This is a genomic window from Pedobacter sp., from assembly GCF_031119335.1.
Classification (GTDB): domain Bacteria; phylum Bacteroidota; class Bacteroidia; order Sphingobacteriales; family Sphingobacteriaceae; genus Pedobacter.
In genome coordinates this window covers 1-14311 of record NZ_JAVHXT010000012.1, presented here as the reverse complement: position 1 = coordinate 14311, position 14311 = coordinate 1, and the positions used below count along the sequence as shown (strand labels likewise).

10 protein-coding genes are annotated in these 14311 nt (G+C 37.3%); 4 read left to right on the top strand and 6 right to left on the bottom strand.

All coding sequences use genetic code 11. From position 1 onward, the window contains the following. Window positions 1–30: 30 nt before the first annotated feature. Window positions 31–966, bottom strand: coding sequence for a M20/M25/M40 family metallo-hydrolase (locus REI64_RS13130; protein ID WP_308850591.1), 936 nt, complete (start codon window positions 964–966; stop codon window positions 31–33). 123 nt (window positions 967–1089) lie between these two features. On the opposite strand from REI64_RS13130, the gene REI64_RS13125 reads away from it, so the two are divergent. Beyond that, window positions 1090–2073 carry an aldo/keto reductase gene (locus tag REI64_RS13125; RefSeq protein WP_308850590.1) on the top strand — a complete coding sequence of 328 codons (984 nt, stop codon included), beginning with the start codon at window positions 1090–1092 and terminating at the stop codon, window positions 2071–2073. A gap of 66 nt (window positions 2074–2139) precedes the next feature. Here REI64_RS13125 and REI64_RS13120 read toward each other — a convergent pair whose 3' ends face one another. Beyond that, window positions 2140–4566, bottom strand: a complete 2427-nt coding sequence (locus REI64_RS13120) for a LamG-like jellyroll fold domain-containing protein (protein ID WP_308850589.1) — start codon at window positions 4564–4566, stop codon at window positions 2140–2142. Window positions 4567–4866: 300 nt separating this feature from the next. Between REI64_RS13120 and REI64_RS13115 the strand changes: the two genes are divergently transcribed. Together REI64_RS13115 and REI64_RS13110 are read left to right on the top strand one after the other, a co-directional pair. After that, window positions 4867–7749 (top strand): histidine kinase, encoded by a 2883-nt coding sequence (locus REI64_RS13115; protein WP_308850588.1) that lies wholly within the window; start codon window positions 4867–4869, stop codon window positions 7747–7749. A 3-nt stretch (window positions 7750–7752) separates the two neighbouring features. Then, window positions 7753–8499, top strand: a complete 747-nt coding sequence (locus tag REI64_RS13110; RefSeq protein ID WP_308850587.1) for a LytTR family DNA-binding domain-containing protein — start codon at window positions 7753–7755, stop codon at window positions 8497–8499. A gap of 132 nt (window positions 8500–8631) precedes the next feature. On the opposite strand, the gene REI64_RS13105 is transcribed toward REI64_RS13110, so the two are convergent. The 4 genes from REI64_RS13105 to lpdA all read right to left on the bottom strand — a co-directional run bounded on the left by REI64_RS13105 (window position 8632) and on the right by lpdA (window position 13817). Next, window positions 8632–10080, bottom strand: coding sequence for a glyceraldehyde-3-phosphate dehydrogenase (locus REI64_RS13105; protein ID WP_308850586.1), 1449 nt, complete (start codon window positions 10078–10080; stop codon window positions 8632–8634). A 137-nt stretch (window positions 10081–10217) separates the two neighbouring features. Then, window positions 10218–11078 carry an RNA polymerase sigma factor RpoD/SigA gene (locus REI64_RS13100; protein WP_055130013.1) on the bottom strand — a complete coding sequence of 287 codons (861 nt, stop codon included), beginning with the start codon at window positions 11076–11078 and terminating at the stop codon, window positions 10218–10220. 389 nt (window positions 11079–11467) lie between these two features. Next, the gene (locus REI64_RS13095; protein WP_308850585.1) at window positions 11468–12310 is read right to left on the bottom strand and encodes an MBL fold metallo-hydrolase; all 843 of its coding nucleotides are present in this window, start codon (window positions 12308–12310) and stop codon (window positions 11468–11470) included. Window positions 12311–12428: 118 nt separating this feature from the next. After that, entirely contained in the window at window positions 12429–13817 is a 1389-nt protein-coding gene (lpdA, locus tag REI64_RS13090) for a dihydrolipoyl dehydrogenase (RefSeq protein WP_308850584.1), read from the bottom strand. Window positions 13818–13983: 166 nt separating this feature from the next. On the opposite strand from lpdA, the gene REI64_RS13085 reads away from it, so the two are divergent. After that, window positions 13984–14311, top strand: a 328-nt coding sequence (locus REI64_RS13085; RefSeq protein WP_308850583.1) for an SDR family NAD(P)-dependent oxidoreductase, incomplete at its 3' end; no start/stop codon positions are given.

The following is a 14311-nucleotide window of genomic DNA, read 5'->3' as shown; positions in this document are numbered from 1 at the left end:
AAAGTCCCAGCTGGTTTAGCTGGGACTTTTTTATTGCTTATTCATTTGCAAGTTGCCTCTAAAAATACTTTCTATATCCCGCTTCTGGTCTATATTCTTAACTACTTCCAATATTACACTTACGGCGTTGGTGTAAAACTCTTGATTAATGTTTTTAAACTCATCTGTGGCTTTGTGGTAGTCCTTATGATCTTCTACACCAAAATAAAGAAAGGGAATATTCTTTGCATTAAAAGCACCTTGGTCACTTTGGTTGGTCCAATCATCATGCCCTAATTTTGGGTCGTCGTGGCCAGCAAGCAATTTGATATTCGGATTAGTGGTAATCAAATACTTTTTCAATTCAGGATATTTAAATGTTCCAGCCACATATAGCTCTCCTTTATCGTTGTGGCTAATCATATCCATATTAATGTTTAGCTTGATCTTTTCTAAACCAACTGGTGGATTAGCAACAAATGCTTTTGCGCCTTGTAAACCCACTTCCTCTGCATCAAATAAAGCAAACACTAAGGTGTAGTTAGGTTGGTTTGCCTTGAAATACTTTGCAAAACTCAACAGTGCTGCCACGCCAGAAGCGTTATCATCTGCACCGTTGTAAATTTCATCCTTAATGATACCGATATGGTCGTAATGTGCCGAAATTACAATCACATCGTCAGATTTACCTTTTACATAAGAAACAAGATTGATGCCCTTAGTAACACTGTTCTTGGTCTTAATTTCGAAATTCTGCTCGTATTTGCCAAAATTGGGGTGAGCTTCTACGCCAATCTCCTTTAATCGTTTTACCAAATAAGCTCTCGATAGTTCACTGCCCTTAGTTCCAGATTTACGTCCTTCGTACTCATCTGATGATAAAATCTCTACGTCTTTTAGTAATTGACTGTTGACAGTTTTTGCTTCTTTAACCGAACCACAACCTAGCTGCAACGCCAACGGTATAATCAATAATAATCTTTTCATGCTTTTCAATTGAGTTTTAAAGTTATGAATATCCGTCAAAAAAGTTTTGTTTTTGTAAAAACTTGTTAGTTCATTTTTCATTTGCTGGTAAGTAAGTAAATTGCCACATAAAATTTTCATAAAATGGAATATAGAAGACTAGGGAAATCTGGATTACAGGTGAGTGCGCTATCTTTTGGTAGCTGGTTAACATTCGGTAATCAAATTAGTGATAAGACAGCTGATGAATTGATGGGCGTGGCTTACGATGCTGGCGTTAACTTTTTTGACAATGCTGAAGGTTACGCAGAAGGTAAATCGGAAATTGTGATGGGGAACATCCTTAAAGCAAAAAAATGGGAGCGTGATACCTTTGTAGTTTCTAGCAAGGTGTTTTTTGGTGCAGAGAGAAAAGGTCCTAACCAAGTAGGTTTATCGCGTAAGCATATTATTGAAGCTTGTAACGCAGCATTAAAGCGTTTGCAGGTAGATTATTTGGATCTGTACTTCTGTCATCGCCCAGATAAAAACACACCAATTGAAGAGACCGTTTTTGCCATGAATGCACTTTTGCAACAAGGCAAAATTTTGTATTGGGGAACATCAGAGTGGAGTGCGGCCGAAATTATGGAAGCCATCGCAGTAGCTAAACAATATCATTTAATTGGCCCAACAATGGAGCAGCCACAATACAATTTGTTCGAACGTAACAAGTTGGAAAATGAATTTTTGCACTTGTTCAATAACCACGGATTGGGAACTACCATTTGGTCGCCATTGGCATCGGGTATTTTATCTGGTAAATATACCAATAGTGGAATAGAGGGTACTCGATTGGCCATGCAAGGTTTAGAGTGGCTAAAAGATAGAACTTTAGCTGCTGATAGAATGGAGAAAGCTAATGCACTACAACAATTAGCTAATAGTTTAGATGTTTCTTTAGCAAAACTATCTATTGCTTGGTGCTTGAAAAACCCGAACGTAAGCACGGTAATTTTAGGCGCTTCGAAAGTACCGCAATTGCAAGAAAATTTGCAGGTATTAGAAGTTTTACCTTTGTTAACTGATGATGTGGTGAATGAAATAGAAGCAATTGTAAAAACGAAGCCTGTAGTGCCGCAGTTTTAAAACCAGTTTAAACATACGAAAGCCCGTCGATAAAATCGGCGGGCTTTTACATTTAAGAAGAATTGCTTATTGCTTGACTATTTTTTGAGTTAATTTCTCTTTATCTCCTTTCAATTGTAATAGGTACAAACCTTTAGGATAATTTATTAGGCTTAAAATAATACTATGCTGCAATTTTCCGATACTTATTTTTTGCAATATTTTACCATTGACATCGGTTAGTTTCGCATTTGTAAAGCTACCTGCATTAAAAGTTATCTCTGCTTTCTCTGTAGTAGGATTTGGAAACACTTTTACAGTATTTTGCAATGCAAAACTCACAGATTTAATACCTAAATCCTTCGGGGTACCATCTAAGTCGACTTGTAATAATTGATAGTAATTAGTGCCAGCTGCTGGATTGTTATCCGTAAATTGATAGGTAGCGCCGTTAGCAGATTTTGCCGGTACGGTGTTTAACGTGCTAAAGTTTATACCATCTAAACTTCTTTTGATTACAAAATGCCTGTTGTTCGTTTCTGACCCGGTTTCCCAAGTTAAAGCTACGCTGTTGTTATGTGCTTTGGCGGTGAAAGAAATGAGGTTAACTGGGAGTACATTATTGCCCATATACAAGTTGGCTACATCTGCATCAGAAACAGCGTAGTTGAAAATACGTAAATCATCTACAGCTACTGTTGTAATGTCATTACCTATTCTAAAGTTGCCATTACCCTCAGTTGCCAATGTGTATGGCTCACTTCCAACCAAACTTCCATTCATATACATTTTTACCGTGCTACCATCATAAGTAATAACAGCATGGTGCCAAGTGTTTGCCGCATAGGTTCCTCCAAAATTTTTGTCGGTTGTGTTTGAGTAAAATACAGGATTTCCATTTGCGCCTCCCAAATACAGTCCAAACGATTTATTTGCAGCGTTTGCACCATAAGTATATATAATTGAATTTGCGTTGCTGCTAACTTTATACCAAATCGAAATTGTTCTAGCTGTATTACCTTTCGGGATTATTGAAATATTAGCTACCGATTGTTTTGTTAGCGATATTGCTTTTAGGGTATTGTTAGCCCTATCGTTTACAAAAGAAGTTCCAGATGTTGAAAAAGTATTTAAACCAGCTGTATTAGTGCGGCTATTGTCGAAATCATACACAATTGGAAAAGAGCCAGTGCCAACAGGGAAAGGACAATTTAAAGCACTATTATTATAAAGATTTTCAATTTCAGCGAAAGTTAGCGCTCTGCTGTACACAGCCAAATCATCAACAGCGCCATTAAATGCACCAATTTTAAATGAGCTATTTGCTGTATTAAGAGTTGTTGTAGGGGTAAAGCTGTATCGCTGTACGCCATTTACAAAAACTTTTACCATATAAGAAGTATGAACTAGCGCAATTTGTGCCCAACTGTTTTGCCCAATTGTAGCACCAGTTGCAACTACATCGTTTCCGCTTCCAAAGCCTTGAAAAACAAGGGTTCCTGAAGCATTGTTGTATAGCCCGAAAGTTTGTGCGTTAGCCGCTGCTCCGTAAGTAAAATAATTTTGACCCGTTGTAAAAGGTGTTGTTGTTCTCATCCAAAAAACTATTGTTCTCTGCGTATTTCCAGTTGGTAGCCCCGGGATTATTGCCTCTCTTGGTTGTGTGGCTGCCTGAAAAGTTTGCAGCGCATAGTCAGTTCCTCCTCGTCTTCCTACCACTCTTGAAATTGGATACATAGGTCCATCTGTAGTTGTAAAAGCAATAGTTTCCGTATGGTCGAGTGTGTTTTCGTCAAAACCAAAATAGCCTAACAAATTACTGCAAACGTCAATAGTTCCTTTGTATAACTGCTCTGCTTCTGATGCGTCTACCGCCCTATCAAAAATTTTGAGGTCATCAATAGCGCCACTAAACCATTTCTCTCCACCAACACCAATTCCAAGTTTAAAGATATCGTTGTTGTTAATGGTGTTCCAGTTTTTTGCCAATCCGGGACCCATGGCTACTCCATTTCTGTAAAGTTTTACTGTAGTTCCATCGTAGGTCATGGTAAAATGATACCAAGTTCCAGCTATATTTTGCGTCCCACCTCCAAGCATATAAGTAACATTATCTGTGTGTGCATTTACCATTACTCTATCCACACTAAAACTACCACTAAACGAGTTAGAGTTTGTTCCAGTGCCGTAAGTAAAGACAGGGTCGTAGTTTAGTCCTGAAAATCCGTTAGATTTTGCCCAAAAAGAAATTGTCCTAGCACTGTTTCCGTAGGGAAGACCAGGAATTGTTGCCTCCGATTGCAATGTTGAGGTGTTAATTAAAATTGCAGAATTAGGTACGCCATCTCTGTTTGTTGTAAATGCTGTTGCAGAAAATGTAACATTGCCTGCTTCGTTGGTAAAAGAGTTATCAAACTTGAAGTGCTGTATCAGTCCGTTTGTAACCTGTGCTTTTGTGCTTATAGCCCATATAAATAGGCTAAATAAATAAGTTAAAGTAAAAAGTTTTTTCATACTCAATTTTTTTAATGGATAGATTCGGATAAAAGAAATTTTAGGAAGCCAAAAACAAATTTTATACTTTTCATACCTAAATAATAGTTGGGGTTTTACAACAAATTTGAGAGGTGTTGCTCCAATGTTTTAGTGTGGGTTTACCAAATCCTAATATGGGTTAACGAAAACCGTAAAAGCTTACTAAATTCAACTTAAACCCTTTTAAAAGAAACAGATCAATCATTTTGTTAATGCTAAATGGGGTTTTGTTAACTGGGCAATTGGTATTGCCATTGAATGTTTACATTTGTTAAGCAGATGATTTCTCTAAAGAAAACCGTTTTATTACTTCTGGTATTTGCTTGCAAGTATGTGGCAGGCCAAGATCCCTATTATTATACCATTGATAAATCAAAAGGGCTTCCTTCTAACAGTGTTTATGATATTTATCAAGATAAAAAAGGTTTCATGTGGTTTGCTACTGATGATGGATTAAACAGGTATGATGGAGCCAAGTACAGTTCCTATTATTCTGATGGGCAGACCTCAAGAGCAGGTTCTAAAATAGAGGAAGATAAGTATGGAAGGATATGGTACAGTAATTTTGACGGCTACTTGTACTATGTGCAGCAAGGTAAACTACACAAATTAAATCAAGCAAAACCCATAGGCTTTTTTAGTTACGCCATTACCGCCAATTTTTTGTTTGTGCTTAAGAAGGGAGCGGTTTCCATTTATCATCTTAAAACGTTGAAACTTTACAAAAATGTTGAAATAAGTGAAGCGACTATTGTTTCTTCCTGTAAAATGGGTAATGCTTTTTATGTATTGGCCAATGCTCTTTATGAAGTAACAGCAGATAGTGGCGTTAAAAAAATCATGTTGCCACAAAACTTTTATCCTTCGTTAAAACAAGCGATCATGATGAAAGCTACACCGAAAGGTTTGTTGTTTGTATCTAAAATTACTAATAGTTATTATTGGTATGGTGATGGGCATTTCCTTCAAAAAAGTAGGCCCAATGATTTGGGGTACGCCCAAAATTTAACATTTATTGATCATGGTATTTGGTTGTTTAGTCCAAAGGGAGCTTCCATTTTATCTACCCAAAGCAATAAAGTGTCTCATTATTTTAAACAGCATAACATTTCGTATGCCTATAAAGATAACCGTGGTAATTATTGGTTTTCTACGTTGAACAAAGGGCTGATATTGGTGCCGAATTTCGGTAATTCGCTAGTGGAAATGGCTTCCCGTCCGGTGCGTTTGGCTCTTAATAAAAACAAGTTGATTGTTGCTACCGAGGATGAAGCTTTGTACCAAATGAATTTAGATGATTTAACTACACATTTGGTGCACAAGGGAAACAGCAATCATTCCATTAATCAGCTATTTGTAGATACCACTAGCGGCAAAGTGATGTTTTCATCTAATACATTTAACATCTTGTCGGCCTCGTACCAGAAATTGGTTAAAGCCCATGTTGCTATAAAAGATGTCGAAAAAATAGATCACAAGTACTATAGTTTTGCCGCAAGCGGCTTTTCGGGCTTATTTAAAATCACGCCCTCTCAGCAAAAAAGCGAATGGGATAGTGTTTTCAATAGTTATAACATCCGTAAATCAAATTTTAATGAAGTCGGGGTACTTATTGGGGTAAACGGAAAATCAACAGTTTACCATACCGTAAATAAAACCATTTATTATGCCACCAATATAGGCTTGTTTTATGTAAATAAATCAGCACAAGGCGAGCTTAAATTTAATGGCGAAACACTATTTATCAAAAATTTGGTTTGTTTAGGCAAAAAGGTGTTTGCGCTTTCGGCCAATGGTAAGCTTTACGAAATAGAAGTAACTAATCAGGTAAAAGTTTCAAACCTAATTAAAGCTAATGCCATTCGCAATATTTATCGTATCACCTCTACAAACTCTTTAATGTTTATTTATGCTACATCAGGTATTTACTGTTTTGATACGGCAACAAATAACCTTAGGCAATTGCCCAATTCTTATCAGGATTTTGAAATTACTGATATAGTTGAACATGATAGCAATTATATCATAGCTACTTCTAAAGGTGTACTTGTAGAACCTAATAAAGCGCCTAGTAAAGCTGTAAGGCCAACGTTTATTGTTGATGATTTATTGGTGAACGAGGTAAAGGTAGAACCAAATATGCTAAGTGATTTAGCACATAATCAAAATAATATTACCATCAACTATGCTTTGCTCGCCTATACGCCGCTTGAAAAATTACCTGTATATTACCAATTGAATGGAGGCAAATGGCAAAGGTTAGATGAACAAAGCGGTAGCTTAAAACTAAGCGCAATTTCTCCAGGACAATATCAGATACAATTTAAGCTGGGTGAAAACCAAATTCTTACTAAAGTAGCTTTTAATATAGAAAAGCCTTTTTGGTTGTCTGTATGGTTCATTACTCTGATTGCTTTGGTGGTATCAACACTGGTATATTTGCTTTATCGTTATAAAATTGAGCAAAACAACAAACGTAATCAACAAAAGTTAGATAGAGTAAGTTTAGAAAACAACCTTAACCAATCTAAACTGAAGGCTATCAAATCGCAAATGAACCCACATTTTTTTTATAATGCTTTAAACACCATTCAATCGTATATTTTAGCCAACGAGAAAAAGAATGCGGTAAATTACTTGTCAAAGTTTGCTAACCTTACCCGTACTATTTTGGAAATGACCGAAAAAGAGGAGATATCGTTAGCAGAGGAAATAAAAACAATTAGACTTTACCTGGACATAGAAAAAGCTAGGTTTGATAGCGATTTTAATTATTCCATTACTATGTTGGGCATTAATGCTGGTGAAGATATAAAAATACCATCTATGCTGTTGCAGCCTTATTTGGAAAATGCGATTAAGCATGGTCTGTTACATAAAGAAGGAAATAAGCAATTGGAGGTAACATTCAAAAAAGAAGCGAGCCAATTAGTGGTAACTATAGCGGATAATGGTATAGGTCGAAAAAAGAGTACGGAACTTAATCAGATTAAACAGCTTAAGCATAAGTCGTTTGCTACTGCTGCCATACAAAGCCGTATCGAGTTGCTCAATAAAGATAAACGGAATAAAATTTCGGTGAGTTATGAAGATAAATTGGCTGCAAACCAGCAGGGGGTTGGCACAGTGGTAATTATAAAAATGCCTTTAAATGAAGAATAGTATATGGATGCAGTAATTATAGATGATGAAAAACGGGCTAGGGTAAATTTAGCCTTGATATTGAATGAATATTGCCCAGATGTAAATATAGTTGCCGAATGTGAAAATTTGTCGCAAGGGGTAAAGGCTATTCGTAAGTTGCAACCACAAATTGTATTGTTGGATATTGAAATGCCCGGTCATAGCGGTTTGGAACTGCTTGATTTTTTTGACGAAAGTGAAATCAATTTCAGTATCATTTTTACTACAGCATATAACGAATATGCCATTAAGGCATTCAAATTTTCGGCGGTAGATTACCTTTTGAAGCCCATAGTGCCAGAAGAACTGGCAGATGCTATTTTAAGAATAAAGAAACAACAGCTGAAAACGCAAAATTACGGACTGCTAAAAGAAAACGTAAATAACGTATATCTGGGGAAAATTGCGGTGCCATCTGGTAGCTCGCTGGTTTTTTTAGATATGGAAAAGATAGTTTTTATCAAAGGCGAAGGTGCTTATTCTGAAATAAATATGGAGGATGGCACTAAGCACATGATTAGCCGAAACCTAAAGAATTTTGAAGATATCTTTAAAGAAAATCCCATCTTTTTCAGACCCCATAAATCTTACATCGTTAACTTAAGCCATGTTTCTTCGTATAACAAGAGTGAGGGGGGAAGTCTGTTCCTTAACAACAAAGTCTCGGTGCCAATATCGTCTGATAAATCTCAAATTATTTTAGATAAGATTAAATTGGTAAAGAGGTAGGGGGTATCGGGGAACTAAAATCGTCATTGCGAGGCACGAAGCAATCTTACAACTATCGTATTAAGATTGCTTCGTGCCTCGCAATGACGTATCAAATATAAACTCCCCTCCTTTGGAGGGGTTGGGGGAGGCTTAATAATAAGTTAGCCTTACCACACCAGCAATTTTCTTTGCCAAGCGTATCACTTGGCGAGTATAGCCATATTCGTTATCGTACCAAGCATACAAAACAACAGATTTACCGTCTTTTGAAAGTATCGTTGCAGGGCCATCTACAATAGAAGCATGGCTGTTACCAATTAAATCAGTACTTACCAGTTCATTAGATACAGAATATTCTAACTGCTCTGAAAGGTCGCCAAATAGAGAAGCTTGTTTTAAAACATCTTCTATAACTTCCTTACTAGTTTCCTGATTTAATGAAAGGTTCAATATCGCTAACGAAACATTTGGCGTTGGTACACGAACAGCATTTCCTGTCAGTTTTCCAGCTAATTGAGGCAGTACTTTTGCCACCGCTTTATCTGCTCCTGTTTCAGTAATTACCAAGTTTAAAGCTGCCGAACGCCCCCTACGGTATTTTTTATGGTAGTTATCTAATAAATTTTGGTCATTGGTGTAAGAATGGACAGTTTCGATATGTCCTTTTTCAATGCCAAAGTTTTCTTCCACTACTTTCAATACCGGAATGATTGCATTGGTGGTACAAGAAGCATTGGAGAAGATAGTTTCTTCCTTAAAATCAAAATCTCCATCATTAATGCCAGTAACAATATTTGGCACATCACCTTTGGCAGGTGCGGTTAATAACACCTTGCTTACACCTTTAGCTTGCAAATGCCTGTTTAAACCTTCACGGTCACGGTAAACTCCAGTATTGTCAATCACCAAAGCATCGTTAATGCCATACTCGGTATAATCCGCATCTTCAGGGTTTTTAACAACGATTAGATAAACCGTCTGACCGTTAATGATCAATGCTTTATTTTCGCTGTCTTCTACAATAGTGCCGTTAAAAGGGCCATGTATCGAATCTGTGCGCAACAACTCTGCACGTTTGGTCAATTCCTCGTCACTATAGCTGCGGGTTACAATGGCACGTAAACGTAACTGTTCGCCTTTTCCTGCCTGTACAATTAATTCTCTTGCTGCAATACGTCCAATACGTCCAAATCCGTATAAAATTACATCTTTTGGTTTTAGGCTAATTTTGTCCTTGCCAATGTGCTTTCCTAATTTATTGATGACGAAATCATGCATCGAAGACTGTGTATTACTGTCATCGAGCCACTCAGAAGCTAAACGGCCAATATCGATACGAGAAGGGGCCAAACTCGATTTTGCGATAGTACTGGCTAGCTCTAATGTTTCGTAAATAGAAATGTCTTTGCCGCTAATCTCTTTGGCATATTGATGATAGGCCAGAATTTCACTGCTACCAACATCGAACAAAGGTTTACGGAAGAGCACTAATTCGATAGATCTGTCATACCATAAATGGCCAACACATTTGATAAGCTCTAATGCTTTTTTTTCTTTTTCAATCCAGTTCTGAAACTCTGACTGATATTTATTAGACATACAAGAAAATTATTTTGGTTAGAAATGCTGCAAAAGTAAAAAAGATTGAGCGAGTGCCCAATCTTTTTTACTTTATTTTTCTTGTAAAATATTGTTTTACAGTGTGTTGAAATTACACTAAGTTGTGTGTAAAGTGCTTAACCTAAGTACGATTTCAAGATTTTACTTCTTGAAGTATGGCGTAAACGTTGTAACGCTTTATCTTTAATTTGGCGCACACGCTCACGGGTTAAATTGAATTTTTCACCAATTTCTTCCAATGAAAGAGGGTGATTAGTACTTAAACCAAAAAACAGCACGATAATTTCACGTTCTCTTTCTGTTAATGTAGATAAAGAACGCTTAATTTCTTCAGAAAGCGACTCGTTAATCAAGTTGCTATCTGTATTAGGTTCGTGGTTTTCTAACACGTCTAACAAAGTGTTTTCTTCACCTTGTACAAACGGCGCATCCATAGATACGTGGCGGCCAGAATTGCTTAAAGTGTCAGAGATCTTATCAACGGTAGTTTCTAAAATATCTGCCAATTCTTCTGGAGAAGGCTCACGCTCATATTCTTGCTCTAATTTAGAGAAAGCTTTACTAATTTTACTTAACGAACCTACCTGGTTTAAAGGCAAACGTACAATACGGCTTTGTTCAGCAATAGCTTGTAAAATCGATTGACGGATCCACCATACCGCATAAGAAATAAATTTAAAACCTTTGGTTTCATCAAATCGTTTTGCAGCTTTAATTAAACCTAAGTTACCTTCATTAATTAAATCTCCCAAGGTTAAACCTTGATTTTGGTATTGCTTGGCAACAGAAACCACGAAACGTAAATTGGTTTTTGTTAACCTTTCAAGAGCGGCTTGATCTCCCTCACGAATCTTACGAGCTAAAATTACTTCTTCTTCGGCTGTAATTAAATCCACTTTACCAATTTCGTGCAAGTACTTGTCTAACGATTGACTTTCACGGTTGGTGATGGATTGGGTTATTTTGAGTTGTCTCATTTATATGTATTGGTCCTCGTTTTGTTTTTCAGAATTGCAAAAATAGGATTTTTTTGTGCATTTCTGAAAGTTAAATTACTGAAAATGTTGTGTTTTGTCACCTTTTTTGAACGATTTGTTTATAGCAAAAATCATTCCAAGTTAATAGCGTGTCAGTTCGGAAATAGTTTGTTGTTTTTTATTTAATCTATTGAATTACAGTGTTTTTGGTGTTGTTTTGTGAGGTTAGTGTCTGCGAAATTAAATTTGTTTTGTTGTAATTTAGCTTGCCTTTGATATTACACTGACACAACTGGCAGTCAACTTAATATTAGATGATATTAAATTAGGACAACTCTGTCTACACCTTGTGAAAATCATTTTTAGATAGGTCAGAAGAGTGAACCAGTTTATAAAATTTCGTTGAGTGTAAATGTATCTTTTAAGCGAACACCTTTTTCGGTATGCTGTAAAGTACAACATTCGTTAACGGGATCGTGTTCTAAGTAAAGTATATAGTCATTAGTGGCGGCTTCTTCAAGGAACTCCTTCTTCTCTTTTAATGTTTGTAGTGGAAACATATCGTAAGACATTACATAAGGCAAAGGGATATGTCCAGTAGATGGTAGTAAATCTGCCATGTAAACAATCGTTTTATCCTTGTACTGCAACTGCGGCAGCATCATGGCGTCTGTGTGTCCATACGCAAAGCGGATATTAATTCCATCGTGAAAATGTACGTTCTGCTGCGTAGGAATAAATTTCAGCTGTCCACTTTCTTGTATAGGAAGGATGTTCTCCTTTAAAAAAGATGCTTTTTCACGGGCATTAGGTGTTACCGCCCAATCCCAATGCTGTTGGTTGCTCCAATAAATTGCATTTTTAAACGCAGGGCGAAGTTGGTCGTCGTATCTCTCAATAGATCCTCCACAATGGTCAAAGTGCAGGTGCGTTAAGAAAACATCGGTAATGTCATCTCTATGAAAACCATGGGTAGCAAGAGATTTGTCTAACGTATCATCACCATGTAAATAATAATGACCAAAAAATTTATCATCTTGTTTGTTGCCCAACCCGTTATCAACCAAAATTAGTCTACCGCCATCTTCAATTAAAAGGCATCGCATAGCCCAAGAACATAAATTATTCTCGTCGGCTGGATTGGTTTTTTGCCAAATAGATTTAGGTACCACGCCAAACATAGCGCCGCCGTCTAGCTTAAAATTTCCGGTATTGATGGTGTAAAGCTTCATATTTGTGGGTTAACTGGTTAATTGATGATTTGGTTAATTGTGGTGAGGTAGCTTTAAACAAAAATTGGTTAATTGCATTATCAACAATTAACCAATTCAAACAGTTTAAACAATTAAACTATAAATGTATTACTTCTCCGTATGCATCAGCAGCAGCTTCCATAATGGCCTCGCTCATGGTTGGGTGAGGGTGAACCGCCTTGATCATTTCGTGGCCAGTAGTTTCTAATTTACGAGCAACAACAATCTCAGCAATCATTTCGGTTACGTTAGCGCCAATCATGTGGGCGCCTAATAATTCTCCGTATTTAGCATCGAAAATTAATTTTACGAAACCATCTTTTGCACCAGCAGCACTTGCTTTACCAGATGCCGAGAATGGGAATTTTCCAATCTTCAATTCGTAACCAGCAGCTTTAGCCGCTTTTTCTGTATAGCCTACAGAAGCAATTTCTGGTGAACAATAAGTACAACCTGGGATGTTGTTGTAATCTAATGGCTCTACGTGTTGACCAGCAATTTTCTCCACACAGATGATACCTTCCGCAGAAGCTACGTGAGCCAATGCTTGACCAGGAACCACATCGCCAATGGCGTAATATCCTTTAACTGAAGTGTTGTAAAATTCATCAACTACGATTTTACCCTTGTCGGTTTTAATGCCAACTTCTTCTAAGCCAATGTTTTCGATGTTAGCAACAACACCAGCAGCAGAAAGAACGATATCTGCTTCGATAGTTTGCATGCCGCTTGCAGTTTTAACTTGAACTTTACAGCCAGCGCCGCTTGTATCTACGGACTCTACAGATGAAGAAGTCATGATGTCGATACCAGTTTTCTTCAAGCTACGTAATAACTGTTTTGAAACGTCTTCGTCTTCTACTGGAACAACATGCTCCATAAATTCTACGATGGTAACTTTTGTGCCCATAGTAGCGTAGAAATAAGCGAACTCAACACCAATGGCTCCAGAACCAACCACTACCATAGATTTTGGTTGCTGAGGCAATACCATTGCCTGGCGGTAGCCAATCACTTTTTTGCCATCTTGCTTTAAGTTAGGCAACTCTCTAGAGCGAGCACCGGTAGCAATTACGATATGTTTAGCAGAAAGTTCTTTTTGAGAACCATCAGCACCCTTAACTTCAACTTTGTTACCAGCCTTAACTTTGCCGGTACCCATTACTACTTCAATTTTGTTCTTCTTCATTAAGAATTGAACACCTTTACTCATGCCGTCTGCCACACCGCGACTACGCTTAACTACAGCATCGAAATCCGCTTTAGCTTCTGAAGTAGTAATACCATAATCTGCAGCATGATTGATATATTCGAAAACCTGTGCACTTTTTAATAAAGCTTTAGTAGGGATACAGCCCCAGTTTAGGCAAATTCCACCTAATGATTCGCGTTCTACAATAGCAACTTTCATTCCTAACTGAGACGCTCTAATGGCAGTAACATATCCGCCGGGACCGCTACCTAACACAATTAAATCGTAGTTCATATCTTTAAATAATGGAATTTCAAGTTTAATACGGTTCAAAATTAATAAAAATGTTGATTTAACCCAGGTTACCCTTTTCTTTTACAATAGCATCACAAGCTGAAAAAGAACTGTACTTCGCTGCCGATAAATATTTATATTAGCGGTGAACCAAACCAGACAAACGATGAAGGCCGTTAAATACACCCTGATCACAGGCGCAAGTTCCGGACTCGGTCGGGAATTTTGTATGCAGTGTGCAGAGCGAAAAATGAATCTGATCATGATTGCACTGCCCAACAGTAATACCGATTCCCTTGCGCACGAGCTTAGGCTAGAATACGGTGTCGACATCCAGGTTTATGAGTTTGATCTTACAGACAGCATTCTGCTACGGGAGCACATTAACCTGATCCGTGATCTTTATGAGGTCAATTTTATCATAAATAACGCAGGTATTGGGGGCACCGCTGCGATTACTCAAAGCTCCAGCGAAACTATTGACCGTATTATGC

Excerpts from the sequence above, each read along its gene's own strand:
- REI64_RS13130 (WP_308850591.1), bottom strand. The coding sequence starts at position 966 with ATGAAAAGATTATTATTGATTATACCGTTGGCGTTGCAGCTAGGTTGT.
- REI64_RS13125 (WP_308850590.1), top strand. The coding sequence starts at position 1,090 with ATGGAATATAGAAGACTAGGGAAATCTGGATTACAGGTGAGTGCGCTA.
- REI64_RS13120 (WP_308850589.1), bottom strand. The coding sequence starts at position 4,566 with ATGAAAAAACTTTTTACTTTAACTTATTTATTTAGCCTATTTATATGG.
- REI64_RS13115 (WP_308850588.1), top strand. The coding sequence starts at position 4,867 with ATGATTTCTCTAAAGAAAACCGTTTTATTACTTCTGGTATTTGCTTGC.
- REI64_RS13110 (WP_308850587.1), top strand. The coding sequence starts at position 7,753 with ATGGATGCAGTAATTATAGATGATGAAAAACGGGCTAGGGTAAATTTA.
- REI64_RS13105 (WP_308850586.1), bottom strand. The coding sequence starts at position 10,080 with ATGTCTAATAAATATCAGTCAGAGTTTCAGAACTGGATTGAAAAAGAA.
- REI64_RS13100 (WP_055130013.1), bottom strand. The coding sequence starts at position 11,078 with ATGAGACAACTCAAAATAACCCAATCCATCACCAACCGTGAAAGTCAA.
- REI64_RS13095 (WP_308850585.1), bottom strand. The coding sequence starts at position 12,310 with ATGAAGCTTTACACCATCAATACCGGAAATTTTAAGCTAGACGGCGGC.
- lpdA (WP_308850584.1), bottom strand. The coding sequence starts at position 13,817 with ATGAACTACGATTTAATTGTGTTAGGTAGCGGTCCCGGCGGATATGTT.